We start from the raw sequence: 16,326 nt of genomic DNA, 5'->3' as shown, positions 1-16,326 counted from the left end.
GAAAGTTGTGCGTCCCATCACATAGCAGAATGTTTTGTCAGTCGAAAGCAGATCCGATAAAAACCCTGTTATGTGACGCGAATCGCCCTGCTGGCCTTCGACCATTCCGGATTTGCGCAGCGCGGGCAGGCTTTTTTTTCACCCGCCTGCAACGCAGAAATTTTACTGCAGCGGACGCAAACATAATCGCCCGCTTCCGGCACGGTGATAAAACGCTCGCTGCACCCCTCTGGCAGAATGCACAACCCGGGTTTGACCTCTTCATCAATGTAGTAATAGACGCTGAGCTGACCGTTGGTCTCCATGATCGCCAGCCGCACCTGCCCGAGCTGTTCGACGCCGCTGTTGCGCAGCTCCATAAAGAACTCAAACTCTGTCATGTTCTCTTTATGCAGCCTCTCCCACTCCAGCTCGCCCTCTTTAATAATGACGATCGGCTTACCCTCCAGCAGATCCTCAAGCTTTTCGCTGTGCGACATCAGCCACATCACCAGACGGTAGAGCAGCGCGAGAGTAATAAAAACCACCAGCACCGGCAGCATGGGGACATCATCATAGAACGCGACGTCACCCGCCGCCGAACCGAGAGTCAAAATAATCAACACTTCAAACAGCGACATCTGCCGTACGCCGCGTCGACCGGTGATTTTAAGGAACAGAAAAACCAGCACAAAGGTGTAGAGACTGCGCAGCGCTACTTCGCCCAGAAATTCGAGGGGAACTTTGTCGAGCGCCATGCGATGCAGGTCAAACGCTTTCATTTTTATTGCCTTAACAGTGAGTTACTCCTGATAAGCATAGCCAGAACTTTTATTTTCGCCGCACCACGAAGGACGATAGCGCCTGCCACGTAAAACCCGTATCATTGCGCGCTTTACGTACGAAAAAAGTGACCGCCATGACCCAAACATTTATCCCCGGTAAAGACGCCGCGCTGGAAGACTCCATCGCCCGCTTTCAGCAGAAACTGACCGATCTCGGTTTCAATATTGAAGAGGCCTCCTGGCTAAATCCTGTGCCAAACGTCTGGTCGGTGCATATCCGCGATAAAGAGTGCGCGCTCTGCTTTACCAATGGTAAAGGCGCCACGAAAAAAGCGGCGCTGGCCTCCGCGCTCGGCGAATATTTCGAACGTCTCTCCACCAACTACTTCTTTGCTGACTTCTGGCTTGGCGACGCCATTGCCCAGGGGCCGTTTGTCCACTATCCGAATGAGAAGTGGTTCCCGCTGCCGGAAGATGACTCGCTGCCGGAAGGCATTCTCGATGCGCGTCTGCGCGCCTACTACGATCCGGAAAACGAACTGGCCGCCGGTATGCTGATTGATCTGCAATCCGGTAATGAAGAGCGCGGGATCTGCGCCCTGCCGTTTACCCGCCAGTCGGATGAGCAGACGGTCTATATCCCGATGAATATCGTCGGCAACCTCTATGTCTCCAACGGCATGTCGGCGGGCAACACCCGTAATGAAGCGCGTGTGCAGGGGCTGTCTGAAGTTTTCGAACGTCACATTAAAAACCGCATTATCGCCGAGAGCATCAGCCTGCCGGAGATCCCGCAGGAGGTGCTGGCGCGCTATCCGGGTGTGGTCGAAGCGATTGCCAAACTGGAAGCGGAAGGTTTCCCAATCTTTGCCTACGACGGCTCGCTGGGCGGCAACTATCCGGTGATTTGCGTGGTGCTGTTCAACCCGGCGAATGGCACCTGCTTCGCCTCGTTTGGCGCGCACCCGGACTTCGGCGTAGCGCTGGAGCGTACGGTTACGGAACTGCTGCAGGGCCGCGGTCTGAAAGATCTGGATGTCTTTACCCCGCCGACCTTCGATGATGAAGAAGTGGCAGAACACGCCAACCTTGAAACTCACTTTATCGACTCCAGCGGTCTCATCTCCTGGGATCTGTTTAAACAGGATGCCGATTATCCGTTTGTCGACTGGAGCTTTGCCGGCACCACGGAAGAGGAGTTCGCGACGCTGATGAGTATCTTCCAGAAGGAAGATAAAGAGGTTTACATCGCGGATTATGAGCACCTGGGCGTCTACGCCTGCCGTATTCTGGTGCCGGGCATGTCTGATATCTATCCGGCGGAAGATCTGTGGCTGGCGAATAACACCATGGGTACGCACCTGCGCGAAACCATCCTCTCCCTGCCTGGCAGCGAGTGGGATAAAGAGGCCTATCTCGATCTTATCGCTCAACTGGATGATGAAGGTCACGATGACTTTACGCGCGTGCGCGAACTGCTGGGTCTGGCAACGGGCAAAGATAACGGCTGGTACACCCTGCGCATTGGCGAGCTGAAAGCGATGCTAGCGCTGGCGGGCGGCGATCTCGATCAGGCACTGGCCTGGACCGAGTGGACGATTGAGTTTAACGCCTCAATCTTCAGCCCTGAGCGCGCCAACTACTACCGCTGCCTGCAAACGCTGCTCCTGCTGGCGCAGGAAGAGGAGCGCCAACCGCTGCAATACCTTAACGCCTTTGTGCGCATGTATGGCGCACAGGCCGTGGAAGCCGCCAGTGCCGCCCTCAGCGGTGAAGCGTCGTTTTACGATCTGCAGCCTGCCGACGGCACCCTGCAGGCATTCCCGGCTCATCAGTCGCTGTTAGCCGCTTACGAAAAATTACAACGTGCGAAAGTCGCTTACTGGTCTAAGTAACGATAAATAACACTACAACCGGTAGGCTTATTCGCAAGTCTACGCTATATTACGGGGCAATTTTATTGCCCCTTTTTTATTATATTTTGCTGATGAATCTTAAATGTAATATTTAAGTTAACCGCGGGTGAATATAATTATATTTTCAGCGTTAACATTGTTACTTCTAATAGCAATTACTCCATATTAATTAACCATTAACGGAGGAGTGCACAAAAAAATTCAACGCTTCTTATAAATTTTAAAATTTATTTTTATTTTGATAATCAACACGTTACTCCGCTTTAGCAGAAAAACCATACGCTTTGCGGTCGTATAAGCCAGGCGAGATATGATCCATATCAATTTGTCTTCTATAATGCTTTGTTAGTATCTCGTCGCCGACTTAATAAAGAGAGAGTTAGTGTGAAAGCTGACAACCCTTTTGATCTTATACTTCCAGCAGAGATGGCCAAAGTGGCCGAAGAGGCTGGTGTCTATAAAGCGACTAAACATCCGCTTAAGACCTTCTACCTGGCGATCACCGCCGGTGTGTTTATCTCCATTGCGTTCGTTTTCTATATAACGGCTACCACCGGTACAGCAACGATGCCTTACGGCATTGCTAAACTTATCGGCGGCATCTGTTTCTCACTTGGGTTGATTCTCTGCATTATCTGCGGCGCCGACCTCTTTACCTCCACGGTGCTGATTGTTGTGGCAAAAGCCAGCGGGCGCATCACCTGGGGGCAACTGGCTCGAAACTGGATCAACGTTTACGTTGGTAACCTGGTGGGTGCGCTGCTCTTCGTCTTATTAATGTGGCTCTCCGGCGAATATATGGTCGCCAACGGCGGCTGGGGCTTAAACGTATTGCAGACCGCCGACCACAAGGTGCACCACACCTTCGTCGAAGCGGTGGCGTTAGGTATCCTCGCGAACCTGATGGTCTGCATGGCGGTATGGATGAGTTACTCCGGCCGCAGCCTGATGGATAAAGCAATGATTATGGTGCTGCCGGTTGCGATGTTTGTCGCCAGCGGTTTTGAGCACAGTATCGCGAACATGTTTATGATCCCGATGGGCATCGTGATTCGCAACTTTGCAAGCCCGGAGTTCTGGACCGCCGTAGGTTCCAGCCCGGAAAGTTTTTCTCACCTGACCGTAATGAACTTTATTACCGATAACCTGATCCCGGTAACAATCGGGAACATCATCGGTGGAGGCTTACTGGTCGGGTTGACATACTGGGTCATTTACCTGCGTGGCAACGATCGTCACTAAAGATCGTTTCAGGCAGTAAATAAAAAATCCACTTAAGAAGGTAGGTGTTACATGTCCGAACTTAACGAAAAATTAGCCGCAGCCTGGGAAGGTTTTACTCAAGGTGAATGGCAAAACGCTGTAAACGTACGTGATTTTATCCAGAAAAACTACACTCCGTACGAAGGTGACGAGTCCTTCCTGGCGGGCGCGACCGACGCGACCACCAAGCTGTGGGACAAAGTCATGGAAGGCGTGAAACTGGAAAACCGCACGCATGCGCCAGTTGATTTCGACACCTCCGTTGCTTCCACTATCACCTCTCATGATGCGGGCTACATCAACAAGCAGCTTGAGAAGATCGTTGGTCTGCAGACCGAAGCACCGCTGAAACGCGCGATCATCCCGTTTGGCGGCATCAAAATGGTTGAAGGTTCCTGCAAAGCGTACAACCGCGAACTGGATCCGCAGCTGAAAAAAATCTTCACCGAATACCGCAAAACCCACAACCAGGGCGTATTCGATGTTTACACCAAAGACATCCTGAACTGCCGTAAATCTGGCGTGCTGACCGGTCTGCCGGACGCCTACGGCCGTGGTCGTATCATCGGTGACTACCGTCGCGTTGCGCTGTACGGTATCGACTTCCTGATGAAAGACAAATATGCCCAGTTCCAGTCTCTGCAGTCTGACCTGGAAAACGGCGTAAACCTGGAAGCGACTATCCGTCTGCGCGAAGAGATTGCTGAACAGCACCGCGCGCTGGGTCAGATCAAAGAGATGGCAGCAAAATATGGCTGTGATATCTCCGGTCCGGCAACTACTGCTCAGGAAGCAATTCAGTGGACCTACTTCGGCTACCTGGCTGCGGTTAAGTCTCAGAACGGCGCTGCGATGTCCTTCGGTCGCGTCTCCACCTTCCTGGACGTTTACATTGAACGTGACCTGAAAGCGGGCAAAATCACCGAGCAGGACGCACAGGAAATGATTGACCACCTGGTCATGAAATTGCGTATGGTCCGCTTCCTGCGTACTCCTGAGTATGATGAACTCTTCTCTGGCGACCCGATTTGGGCAACTGAATCTATTGGCGGTATGGGCGTTGATGGCCGTACGCTGGTTTCCAAAAACAGCTTCCGCTTCCTGAACACCCTTTACACCATGGGGCCGTCTCCGGAGCCGAACATCACCGTTCTGTGGTCTGAAAAACTGCCGCTGAACTTCAAAAAATTCGCTGCTAAAGTCTCCATCGACACCTCTTCTCTGCAGTATGAGAACGATGACCTGATGCGTCCGGACTTCAACAACGATGACTACGCGATTGCCTGCTGCGTAAGCCCGATGGTTGTTGGCAAACAGATGCAGTTCTTCGGTGCCCGTGCAAACCTGGCGAAAACCATGCTTTACGCTATTAACGGCGGCGTGGATGAAAAACTGAAAATGCAGGTAGGTCCGAAATCTGAACCTATCAAAGGCGACCTGCTGAAGTTCGACGAAGTGATGGAACGTATGGATCACTTTATGGACTGGCTGGCTAAACAGTACGTCACCGCCCTGAACGTTATCCACTACATGCACGACAAGTACAGCTACGAAGCCTCTCTGATGGCGCTGCACGATCGTGACGTGGTACGCACCATGGCTTGCGGTATCGCTGGCCTGTCGGTTGCAGCTGACTCCCTGTCTGCTATCAAATATGCGAAAGTTAAACCGATTCGTGACGAAGACGGTCTGGCTATCGACTTCGAAATCGAAGGCGAATACCCGCAGTTTGGTAACAACGACGCACGCGTCGATGACATGGCGGTTGACCTGGTAGAACGTTTCATGAAGAAAATTCAGAAACTGACCACCTACCGCAACGCGATCCCGACTCAGTCGGTTCTGACCATCACCTCTAACGTTGTGTATGGTAAGAAAACCGGTAACACCCCGGATGGTCGTCGCGCTGGTGCACCGTTTGGACCGGGTGCTAACCCGATGCACGGCCGTGACCAGAAAGGTGCTGTTGCCTCTCTGACCTCCGTTGCAAAACTGCCGTTTGCCTACGCGAAAGATGGTATCTCTTATACCTTCTCTATCGTGCCAAACGCGCTGGGTAAAGATGATGAAGTGCGTAAAACTAACCTAGCAGGCCTGATGGATGGTTACTTCCACCATGAAGCCTCAATCGAAGGTGGTCAGCACCTCAACGTCAACGTTATGAACCGCGAAATGCTGCTCGACGCGATGGAAAATCCGGAGAAATATCCGCAGCTGACCATCCGCGTTTCCGGTTACGCTGTACGCTTTAACTCCCTGACTAAAGAGCAGCAGCAGGACGTGATTACCCGTACTTTCACCCAGACCATGTAATGGTATTGGCTGAAAGAAGCTTGTAAAAAGCGTACACTAAAGGCTCCACGTCTGTGGGGCCTTTTTCACAACCACAGCCTGCTTCGTCAGCCATCTGTTTACCGGATGCCTGCCAAAACAGACTTAGTGCAGAAGGAATGAAACTGCACAGACACAGGCCCCGGATGGGCCACATCTGGAGAAAACACCGCAATGTCAGCTATTGGTCGCATACACTCCTTCGAATCCTGCGGTACGGTCGACGGCCCGGGCATCCGCTTTATTACCTTCTTTCAGGGCTGCCTGATGCGCTGCCTCTACTGCCATAACCGTGATACCTGGGATACCCATGGCGGTAAAGAGATCACCGTTGAAGAGCTGATGAAAGACGTGGTGGCCTATCGCCACTTTATGAATGCTTCCGGCGGCGGCGTGACCGCCTCGGGCGGCGAAGCGATTTTGCAGGCGGAGTTCGTCCGTGACTGGTTCCGCGCCTGTAAAAAAGAGGGTATTCACACCTGCCTTGATACCAACGGCTTTGTTCGCCGCTACGATCCGGTGATCGATGAACTGCTGGAGGTCACCGATCTGGTGATGCTCGATCTGAAACAGATGAATGATGAGATCCACCAGAATCTGGTCGGCGTCTCCAACCATCGCACGCTGGAGTTCGCCCAGTATCTGGCGAAGAAAGGGATTAAGGTCTGGATCCGCTACGTCGTCGTGCCGGGCTGGTCAGATGATGACGACTCCGCGCACCGTCTCGGCGAGTTTACCCGCGACATGGGCAACGTCGAGAAAATCGAACTGCTGCCCTACCACGAGCTTGGCAAACACAAATGGGTGGCGATGGGCGAAGAGTATAAGCTGGATGGCATTCACCCGCCGAAGAAAGAGACCATGGAGCGCGTGAAAGGGATCCTCGAGCAGTATGGCCATAAAGTGATGTACTGAGCCGCAAAGCAAATAAAAAAAGCCACAACGTTATGTTGTGGCTTTTTTGTTGTCTGCCGGATGAGCCGGAGAACCGTCAGGCGTGTGCCACCGGCGTCGGGTGGTGGCCCGCTTTGCGCATCAGCATCACCAGGTAGACCAGCGATACGCCAGCAATCATCACAAACAGCAGGCTGTCAGAGTAGCTCTGCATCAGCATAGAAGTGAGCGTTGGTCCGAGCAGGCTGCCGATGGTATAGCTCAGCAGCAGCGCCTGATTCATTGCCACCAGCTGATGGTGTTCAACTTTTTCACAGGCCCAGGCCATTGCCACCGGGTAGAGAGTAAAGCCTGCCGTGCCCAGCGCAAAAAGCGCCGGTGCCATCGCCGCGTTGCTCAGCATGCCGAAGCAGCCGATGATCACCACAAAAACCTGCACGCGGAGCACCAGTAAGCGACCAAAGCGGTCGGCGATGCGGCCAATCGGCCACTGACCGATAATCCCGGCGCTGACCATCAGCGCCATCCAGAAACCAATGCCGGAGTCGCTGACGCCCTGGTGTGACAGATAGAGCGGCATCAGACCATAGAGCGAGCCGAGAATAATCCCGGAGATAATGCACCCATTAACGCCAAGGCGCGCCTGACGCAGACGCAGCATCGGCCAGATAGAAGAGGCCACCTGCTCTTCGCTGTGCTGATTAACGATACGCGTAAAGAGCAGCGGCAGCATTGCCGCCAGCACCATACCGGTAACCCACGGCAGCACGCTCATCAACTCGGTTGGCAGTTTGCTGACCATCAGTTGGCCAAGCACGGTGCCGATATAGTAAACCATCATATAGGCCGCCAGCAGGCGACCACGGTTTTGAGAGGTGCCGCTGGACATCAGCGCGCTCTCCACCACCACCCAAATCATGGCGCAGCCGACGCCGGCGATAAAACGCCAAATCATCCAGCTCCAGAAACCCACCATCAGCCCTAACCCGACGCAGCCTGCGGCGAAAATCAGCGACGCGATGTAGTAGCTGCGGTTAAAGCCCATCTGGCGGATCAGTCGACCGGTCAGTAATGTGCCCAGCAGGTTGCCGGTGAAATAGGAGGAGCCAACCATGCCGACCTGCCAGGTAGGCAGATTTTCATGGGCGAGCCAAAGGGGCACGAGCGTGTTCAGCGTCGCGATAGCCAGGGTCAACAGCATCAGGCCACAGAGCAATAAAAGCACTGGCCGGGTATAGGTGGTCATGGGTTAAAACCGTGAGGAAGTTCAGATTGCGTGCGCATCATGCCACCGGCAAAAACATTGTCAATCCACTGTTTTTCGCCAGCGAGCGCTTTTTATCGACTACGATTTGTAAAACTTATCCTCTTTGCCACTTAGCGCGTATCGCCGCGTTATATCTCCCTGATAAAGCATCATTAATTAATAAGCAGCGCCAATATTTCAGTTGAAAAAATTCATGAAGATTAATGGTTGAGACGCACGAAAAACTCAATAAAAAAAGCGCCCGCAGGCGCTTTTAAAATGTGCTGTATCGGCAAGATTAACCGATGTACTCCAGCCCGTTCATATAAGGGCGCAGTACTTCCGGCACCTCAATGCGGCCATCAGCCTGCTGGTAGTTTTCCAGCACCGCAACCAGCGTACGCCCCACTGCCAGACCAGAGCCGTTCAGGGTATGCACCAGACGGGTTTTCTTGTCGGACTTGCTGCGGCAGCGTGCCTGCATGCGGCGCGCCTGGAAATCCCAGACGTTGGAGCAGGAGGAAATTTCGCGGTAGGTGCCCTGCGCCGGAACCCACACTTCGAGATCGTAGGTTTTGCAGGCGCCAAAGCCCATATCGCCGGTACAGAGCAGCACTTTGCGGTAAGGCAGACCGAGCAGCTGCAGCACTTTCTCTGCATGCCCGGTAATCTCTTCCAGAGCCGCCATGGAATCTTCCGGGCGAACCACCTGAACCAGTTCGACTTTATCAAACTGGTGCATACGGATCAGACCGCGCGTGTCACGACCATAAGATCCCGCTTCAGAGCGGAAGCACGGTGTATGCGCGGTCATTTTGATCGGCAGACTCTCTTCATCGATAATTTCATCGCGCACGAGGTTGGTCAGCGGCACTTCCGCAGTCGGGATCAGCGCGTAGTTGCTGCTGTCGGACTCCTCTTCCAGCGGACGGGTATGGAACAGGTCGCCGGCGAACTTCGGCAGCTGGCCGGTCCCGTACAGGGTGTCGTGGTTAACCAGGTACGGCACGTAGTTTTCCGCGTAGCCGTGCTGCTCAGTGTGCAGATCGAGCATGAACTGCGCCAGCGCGCGGTGCATACGGGCGATCTGCCCTTTCATCACCACGAAACGAGAGCCGGTCAGCTTCACCGCAGCGGCGAAATCCAGGCCGCTGTGCATTTCACCGAGGGTGACGTGATCGCGGATCTCGAAATCAAACTGGCGCGGCGTGCCCCAGCGGCTGACTTCAACGTTATCATTCTCGTCACGGCCAACCGGTACGCTGTCATCAGGCAGATTAGGAATGGTCAGCGCGATATCGCGGATCTCAGCCAGCAGCGTTTCCAGCTCGGCTTTCGCCGCGTCCAGCTCTTCACCCAGCTTGTTCACTTCCAGGCGTAATGGCTCGATATCTTCCCCGCGTGCTTTCGCCTGGCCGATGGATTTCGATCGTGAGTTACGCTCTGCCTGCAGATTTTCAGTATTGACCTGCAGGACTTTACGACGCTCTTCGAGCGCGCGTAATTTCTCTACGTCCAGCTTAAAGCCCCGGCGTGCCAGTTTTTCAGCGACTGCGTCTGGCTCGGTACGCAGCAGATTGGGATCGAGCATGCTTTTCCTGTGCTTATCGAATTGAAATAAAAGGAACCCGACCGCAGAGTGCGATCGAGGGTATGAGCCGTAACCTTACCGCAACGCCCGCACTAGCGGTAGCGTTTTATAGGGCTTTTATGATCCTGTTCAGCGAGCCAGGCGAGCTTTTCGCCAATCTTGCCTTCAAGACCTCTGTTCGTCGGCTGATAGTAGCGCGTTTCTGCCATTTCCTGCGGGAAATACTCCTCCCCGGCGGCAAAGGCATTGGGCTCATCGTGGGCATAGCGATACTCCTGCCCGTAACCCATCTCCTTCATCAATTTGGTCGGTGCGTTGCGCAGATGCGGCGGCACATCATAATCGGGGCGCTGTCGCGCATCGGCCATCGCAGCCTTGAAAGCTTTATAGACGGCGTTACTTTTCGGTGCACAGGCCAGGTAGACAATCGCCTGCGCAATGGCGCGCTCTCCTTCAGCCGGGCCAACGCGGGTAAAGCAGTCCCAGGCTGAGATAGCGACCTGCATAGCGCGCGGATCGGCATTGCCGACATCTTCGGAAGCGATTGCCAGGCAGCGGCGTGCAACATAGAGCGGATCGCCGCCAGCCGAGATAATGCGCGCATACCAGTAGAGCGCAGCGTCCGGCGCGCTTCCGCGCACCGATTTGTGCAGCGCGGAGATGAGATCGTAAAAACGGTCGCCTTTATTATCAAAGCGCGCGCTACGCTCACCGGCAATCTCGGTAAGCAACTCAGGGTTGAGCACACGCTTGCCGCTCTTATCGAGCTCGGCCATGTCCGCCATCATCTCAAGCGTGTTGAGCGCACGGCGCGCATCGCCGCCTACCAGCTCGGCAATCGCCAGCCGGGTTTCGTCCGGCAAAACGATATCCTGGCCGCCGTAGCCGCGCGCTTTATCTTCCATCGCCTGCGTCAATACCTGTTCAATATCCTCTGTGGTGAGCGATTTGAGCAGGTAAACGCGCGCACGGGAAAGCAGTGCAGAGTTGAGTTCAAACGATGGATTTTCGGTGGTCGCGCCGATAAAGGTGATGGTGCCATCTTCAATATGCGGCAGAAAAGCATCCTGCTGGCTCTTGTTGAAACGGTGGACTTCATCGACAAACAGAATGGTGCGGCGTCCGGCATTGCGATTCTGGCGGGCGCGCTCTATAGCTTCACGGATCTCTTTAACGCCGGAGGTGACCGCAGAGATGCGCTCGACATCAGCATCGGCATAGCGCGCAATCACTTCCGCCAGCGTGGTTTTGCCGGTGCCCGGCGGTCCCCAGAGGATCATCGAGTGCAGATGACCGGCTTCGATGGCGCGCGGCAGGGGTTTGCCCGGAGCCAGCAGGTGCTGCTGACCAATGTACTGCGCTAAATTTTCTGGCCGCATACGCGCGGCCAGAGGTTGAAACGTGTTCTCGGAAAAATCGAGCGACATGTTACTCATGCACGCCTCTTACTTGCGTTGATCGTCAACCGTTACGCCCTGCGGCGGGGTAAAGGTGAATTTCGATGCATCGACAGCGCCGTTCTGCTGCGCTTTCAGCTGGTAGCTGCTGCGCTGGTCATCCTGTTCGATGGCGCTGAACTGATGGATGGTGCCGTCGCGGCCGACGTTAATAGTGAACTGTTTCAGGTTACCGTTGCTGCTTTTTGGCGTCAGAACAAAATCATCGCCCTTCTGCGCAATGTTGTACTGCTGCCAGTCGCTGCTCTGGTTACGGGCAATCAGCATAAACGGCGTGTTGCTGGTAGCATCTTTCAGCCAGGTTGCCGTCGCCTGTTCAACAAACGGGTTGTAGAACCACAGCGTTTTGCCGTCGGAAACCAGTACGCTCTCGTCCGGCTGGGTCATATGCCAGTTAAACAGGTTCGGGCGTTTAACCCACAAATCACCCTGGCCTTCCTGTACCGCAGCGCCGCTGCCGTCGGTCACTTTCTGGGTAAAGCTGGCGTGGAAGCTGCTAACTTTATCGAGGCGGCTTTTCAGATCGCTTGCCGCGTCAGCCCAGACATTGCTGACCACTAAGGAGCCCATCAGTGCACAAACCATGGCGATTTTTTTCATTGTCATTCCTCTGATACGTCACTCCCGACGTGGGAGAATCCTTCTGTCACTCTAGAAAGCGAAACGCCAGAGTGACAGAAGAAAAAACTGAATTTGCAGTATTTACCTAACTTTGCATCACTCAAACGGCGGCGGAGCCAGCACTTCACGGTTACCGTTGTGCCCCTGCTCGCTGACGATCCCCTGCGCTTCCATCTGTTCAATAATGCGCGCCGCACGGTTGTAGCCGATGCGGAACTGACGCTGCACGCCGGAGATCGAGGCTTTGCGCTTTTCGGTGACAAAGTTAACGGCCTGGTCGAACAGTGGATCCAGCTCTTCGCCGCCGTCAAAACCACCGCCGCCGCCTTCGCTTTCGCTGTCGGAGGTGATGCCGTCAACGTATTGCGGACGCCCGCGCGCTTTCCAGTCCTGCACCACGGCGTGAACTTCCTGATCGCGGACAAACGCGCCATGGACACGCACCGGGGCAGAGGTTGAGTTCGGGCCGGAGTAAAGCATATCCCCCATGCCGAGCAGCGATTCTGCGCCACCCTGATCGAGGATGGTACGGGAGTCGATCTTGCTCGATACGGTAAAGGCGATACGGGTCGGGATGTTGGCTTTAATCAGGCCGGTGATCACATCCACTGAGGGGCGCTGAGTAGCCAGCACCAGGTGAATACCGGCCGCACGCGCTTTCTGCGCCAGGCGGGCAATCAGCTCTTCCACCTTTTTACCAACCGTCATCATCAGATCGGCAAACTCATCGACCATCACCACGATGTACGGCAGTTTTTCCAGCACCGGATGTTCGGTTGCCATGCTGTCGCCCGGCTTCCAGTAGGGATCCGGGATCGGACGCCCCATCCGCGCGGCTTCGGCGATCTTCTCGTTGTAGCCCGCGAGGTTACGCACGCCCAGCGCAGACATCAGCTTGTAGCGGCGCTCCATCTCATTGACACTCCAGCGCAGCGCATTGGCGGCGTCTTTCATGTCGGTGACCACTTCGGTCAACAGATGCGGAATGCCTTCATAGACCGACAGCTCAAGCATTTTCGGGTCGATCATGATGAAACGTACATCTTCCGGCGTCGCTTTGTAGAGCATGCTGAGGATCATGGCGTTCACGCCGACCGACTTACCGGAACCGGTGGTACCTGCGACCAGCAGGTGCGGCATCTTCGCGAGATCGGCAATCACCGGATCGCCGGCGATATCTTTACCCAGCACCACGGTGAGCGGCGACGGGCTTTCGCGGAACTTCACGCAGTCCAGCACTTCACGCAGGTAGACGGTCTGGCGCTTCTTGTTCGGCAACTCGAGGCCAACGTAAGGTTTACCCGGGATCACTTCCACCACGCGCACCGCAACGGTCGAGAGCGAACGCGCCAGGTCGCGTGACAGGTTGGAGATTCGCGCCGCTTTCACGCCAGGCGCGAGGTTTAGCTCAAAGCGGGTGATTACCGGACCCGGCGAGTAGTTCACCACGTCCGCTTTAATACGGAAGTCCGCCAGGCGAGCTTCAACCAGCCGCGCCATCTGCTCAAGCGCGAAGGTATCCACCGGCTCCACTTCCGCTGGCGGCTGCGTTAACAGATCGAGCGACGGCAGCGGCGTGGTCGGTTTCTGCACCGGACGGCTGTCGCCGTTACGCATCAACAGCGGATGGATCAGGCTCTCCTGCGGCTGAGGAGCAGATTGCTGCTGCGGCTGCTGATAATGCTGTTGCGGCTGCTGAACGGGCTGACCATAGGCAGGCGGCTGCACCGGCTGCGCGGCGGGCTGCTGATAGTGCTGCTGCGGCTGCTGGGCAGGCTGGCCATAGGCAGGCGGCTGAACCGGCTGCGCGGCGGGCTGCTGATAGTGCTGCTGCGGCTGCTGGGCAGGTTGACCATAGGCAGGCGGTTGAACCGGCTGTGCGGCAGGCTGTTGATAGTGCTGCTGCGGCTGCTGGGCAGGCTGACCATAGGCAGGCGGCTGAACCGGCTGCGCGGCAGGCTGCTGATAGTGCTGCTGCGGCTGCTGGGCAGGCTGCTGGTACTGAGGCTGTGCAGCGGCTTGTGGCTGCGGCGTGAACAGCGGTGCGGTTGCGCGCTCAACAGGGGCCGTGTTCATCGGCGAGACGTCGGCATCTTCCGGCGTATAGGCCTGCTGCTCACCGCCGTAGCGCTGCTGCTGAGATGCGGCGAACTGGCGAGCCAGCTCCGCCTCTTCAGCTTCGGCTTCATTAAACTCAGGCTGAGGAGCGTCAAACTGCGGCGTTTCATGCTGATACTCTTCACCGTAGCGATCGTGCTGCGTGGCGGCGAACTGACGCGCCAGCTCGTTTTGCTGGAGCATATCAGCATCATCATCAGAGAGATGTTGATCTGGCTGACGCACCTCATCTTCGCGCGCGCGCTCTTCAGCCATGCGCTGCGAAGGCAGTTTAATGCCATAGGAGGCCAGCTCACGACGCGTCGGCACCCGCACGCGGTTAGGACGCGGCAGCTGCGGGCCAATGCCCTCTTTTACCTGCGGGCGCGGCGCGCCACCGGCGAGACCAAACACCGGCGCGCTGGCTGCTGCTGCAGCGGCAGTTGAAGCAGCCTGAGCGGCAGTGGGCAGAACGCTCTCAGCCGCAGGCGCAATGGCCGGATCCACAGCAGGTGGAGCAGGCATCGACGGCGCGGCTGGTCGGGCTACCGGCTCTGGCTCGGCAGGCTCCGGAATAGGCTGATACCAGGCGGCCAGCTGCTCACGCTCACGCGCACGTTTCTCTTCCACTTCTTCAAAGTAGTAGAGCGGCGGACGGGTATGCTTCGTCTCTTCCACGGCAGGTTCAGGTTCAATAACCGGATCCGGCGCGGGGGCGATTTGCGGTTCAGGCTGCCACTGCTGGGCAGCAGGCTGCGGCTGCCAGTAGACCTCTTCCTGCTGCGGCTGCGGCGTTACCGGCGCATCTGGCGTCCACGGCTCTTCCGCGATTGGCTGCTGCCACTCTGGAACGGCCTGCGGCTGGTAAGCAGCCGTTTCGTCATAATGCGCTGGCTGCTGATAAGCGGCCGGGGAATCACCCTGCATCGGTGCTTGATATACAGCTTGTTGATCGGGGTGCATCGGCGGTTGATAACCGGCCTGCGGATCGCCATGCATTGGCGCCTGATAAGCGGCCTGTTGTTCGGGGTGCACAGGGGGCTGATAGGCGGCCTGTTGATTAGGATAGCCTGGTGCCTGCTGCGCATGCTGCCATTCAGCGGGCTGCGGCGTTTGCATAACCGGCTCCGTCGGCGCAGCGAAGCTTTGCGCAGCAACGGTTGTCGCAACGGCAGCCGCCGCAACGGGTTCAGTCACGCTGCGACCATTAAGCAGCGGATCGTACTCCTGCTCAACTTCCGTCGCGCGATGTCCCGAGAAGAGCACATCGTCTGGCTGCGCAGGCACACCGCGCGCGCTGTAGGCGATCTCCTCGTCATCATCCATCCGCTTGCCGGAGAAGAGCGCTTCGTCGGTTTTGCGCCCCATCGGGTTGGCGAACTTCTCAGCAATGCGTTTACGGCGCGCCAGCGCACCGCGCAGAATGCGGGCGCGGCGGGATTCGCGAGGCGCATCGCTTGCCTCGTCCTCGTCATACTCATCCTCTTCTTCATACTCTTCATCATCAACCCATGTGTCATCGCGACGGGTGCGGTTGGTGGCAAAGGTGAGAATATTGAGAATAACGCTGCCAATTTTTTCAGCGATGGTGACCCATGACCAGCCGGTAAAGAGCGTCAGCCCGGCGGCCCAGATGCAGAGCAGCGCAAGCGTTCCGCCGCTGCTGCGCAGCAACGGCTGCAGCGTGGTGCTGAGCAGGCTGCCGATCACGCCGCCCGAGGCGAAATACCAGATATCATCCGCGTTGATCGCCGCCAGCCCGCAGGAGGTGAGGATCAGCGCCAGCGCGCCAATCAGGCGTAGCGAGACGGCGAAATAGTCGATGTAATCTTCAGTGGCGCGATGACGCCAGGCAAACCAACAGCCGCCGATAATAATGACCGGAATGGTGTAGGCCATAATGCCAAAGATGAAAAACAGGGTATCCGCCAGCCATGCGCCGGGCACGCCGCCAAGATTGTGGATCGGCTCATGCCATGCGGTCTGCGACCAGCTTGGATCGGATGGGTTAAAGCTGAGAAGCGCCGCCATCAGCCAGATGGCAGAAAGGGAAACGAGGATCAGCAACGCTTCGAGGAGTCGGCGTCCGCTGCTTAGCTTGTTAAAAGTGACTTCTTTGTCTTCGGTGTATTCCTGGCTCAAGACA

At 56.1% G+C, this 16,326-nt stretch carries 10 protein-coding genes; 4 read left to right on the top strand and 6 right to left on the bottom strand.

Annotation, left to right across the window (positions count from 1 at the left end; all coding sequences use genetic code 11):
- Nucleotides 1–68 precede the first annotated feature (68 nt).
- Nucleotides 69–761: a DUF421 domain-containing protein gene (locus tag ACWPW2_RS06430; RefSeq protein ID WP_023481687.1), complete on the bottom strand. Its 693-nt coding sequence runs from the start codon at nucleotides 759–761 to the stop codon at nucleotides 69–71.
- Nucleotides 762–898: 137 nt separating this feature from the next.
- Between ACWPW2_RS06430 and ycaO the strand changes: the two genes are divergently transcribed.
- The 4 genes from ycaO to pflA all read left to right on the top strand — a co-directional run bounded on the left by ycaO (nucleotide 899) and on the right by pflA (nucleotide 7,189).
- The gene (ycaO, locus tag ACWPW2_RS06425) at nucleotides 899–2,659 is read left to right on the top strand and encodes a 30S ribosomal protein S12 methylthiotransferase accessory factor YcaO (RefSeq protein WP_279791965.1); all 1,761 of its coding nucleotides are present in this window, start codon (nucleotides 899–901) and stop codon (nucleotides 2,657–2,659) included.
- 405 nt (nucleotides 2,660–3,064) lie between these two features.
- Nucleotides 3,065–3,922 (top strand): formate transporter FocA, encoded by an 858-nt coding sequence (gene focA / locus ACWPW2_RS06420; RefSeq protein WP_034813933.1) that lies wholly within the window; start codon nucleotides 3,065–3,067, stop codon nucleotides 3,920–3,922.
- Nucleotides 3,923–3,973: 51 nt separating this feature from the next.
- The gene (gene pflB, locus ACWPW2_RS06415; RefSeq protein WP_023481517.1) at nucleotides 3,974–6,256 is read left to right on the top strand and encodes a formate C-acetyltransferase; all 2,283 of its coding nucleotides are present in this window, start codon (nucleotides 3,974–3,976) and stop codon (nucleotides 6,254–6,256) included.
- Nucleotides 6,257–6,448: 192 nt separating this feature from the next.
- Nucleotides 6,449–7,189, top strand: a complete 741-nt coding sequence (pflA, locus tag ACWPW2_RS06410; protein ID WP_023481584.1) for a pyruvate formate lyase 1-activating protein — start codon at nucleotides 6,449–6,451, stop codon at nucleotides 7,187–7,189.
- A gap of 76 nt (nucleotides 7,190–7,265) precedes the next feature.
- Here pflA and ACWPW2_RS06405 read toward each other — a convergent pair whose 3' ends face one another.
- From ACWPW2_RS06405 to ACWPW2_RS06385, 5 genes are all read right to left on the bottom strand, one after another.
- Nucleotides 7,266–8,414, bottom strand: coding sequence for an MFS transporter (locus tag ACWPW2_RS06405; RefSeq protein WP_454121924.1), 1,149 nt, complete (start codon nucleotides 8,412–8,414; stop codon nucleotides 7,266–7,268).
- Between the two features lie 298 nt (nucleotides 8,415–8,712).
- The gene (gene serS / locus ACWPW2_RS06400) at nucleotides 8,713–10,005 is read right to left on the bottom strand and encodes a serine--tRNA ligase (protein ID WP_054803087.1); all 1,293 of its coding nucleotides are present in this window, start codon (nucleotides 10,003–10,005) and stop codon (nucleotides 8,713–8,715) included.
- Nucleotides 10,006–10,097: 92 nt separating this feature from the next.
- Nucleotides 10,098–11,441, bottom strand: coding sequence for a replication-associated recombination protein RarA (gene rarA / locus ACWPW2_RS06395; protein WP_023481842.1), 1,344 nt, complete (start codon nucleotides 11,439–11,441; stop codon nucleotides 10,098–10,100).
- A 9-nt stretch (nucleotides 11,442–11,450) separates the two neighbouring features.
- Nucleotides 11,451–12,062: an outer membrane lipoprotein chaperone LolA gene (gene lolA / locus ACWPW2_RS06390; protein WP_454121923.1), complete on the bottom strand. Its 612-nt coding sequence runs from the start codon at nucleotides 12,060–12,062 to the stop codon at nucleotides 11,451–11,453.
- Between the two features lie 117 nt (nucleotides 12,063–12,179).
- Complete coding sequence (locus ACWPW2_RS06385; protein WP_454121922.1) at nucleotides 12,180–16,322, bottom strand: DNA translocase FtsK 4TM domain-containing protein; 4,143 nt, start codon at nucleotides 16,320–16,322, stop codon at nucleotides 12,180–12,182.
- Between the last annotated feature and the right edge of the window lie 4 nt (nucleotides 16,323–16,326).

This window comes from Kosakonia sp. Marseille-Q7440 (genome assembly GCF_965119485.1).
The sequence above is the reverse complement of the archived record's forward strand: the minus strand, read 5'-3'. Positions and strand labels throughout refer to the sequence as shown.

What these genes read in the sequence shown, in the direction of transcription:
- pflB (WP_023481517.1), top strand. Translation starts at nt 3,974, where the DNA reads ATGTCCGAACTTAACGAAAAATTAGCCGCAGCCTGGGAAGGTTTTACT.
- rarA (WP_023481842.1), bottom strand. Translation starts at nt 11,441, where the DNA reads ATGAGTAACATGTCGCTCGATTTTTCCGAGAACACGTTTCAACCTCTG.
- ACWPW2_RS06430 (WP_023481687.1), bottom strand. Translation starts at nt 761, where the DNA reads ATGAAAGCGTTTGACCTGCATCGCATGGCGCTCGACAAAGTTCCCCTC.
- pflA (WP_023481584.1), top strand. Translation starts at nt 6,449, where the DNA reads ATGTCAGCTATTGGTCGCATACACTCCTTCGAATCCTGCGGTACGGTC.
- ACWPW2_RS06405 (WP_454121924.1), bottom strand. Translation starts at nt 8,414, where the DNA reads ATGACCACCTATACCCGGCCAGTGCTTTTATTGCTCTGTGGCCTGATG.
- serS (WP_054803087.1), bottom strand. Translation starts at nt 10,005, where the DNA reads ATGCTCGATCCCAATCTGCTGCGTACCGAGCCAGACGCAGTCGCTGAA.
- lolA (WP_454121923.1), bottom strand. Translation starts at nt 12,062, where the DNA reads ATGAAAAAAATCGCCATGGTTTGTGCACTGATGGGCTCCTTAGTGGTC.
- ycaO (WP_279791965.1), top strand. Translation starts at nt 899, where the DNA reads ATGACCCAAACATTTATCCCCGGTAAAGACGCCGCGCTGGAAGACTCC.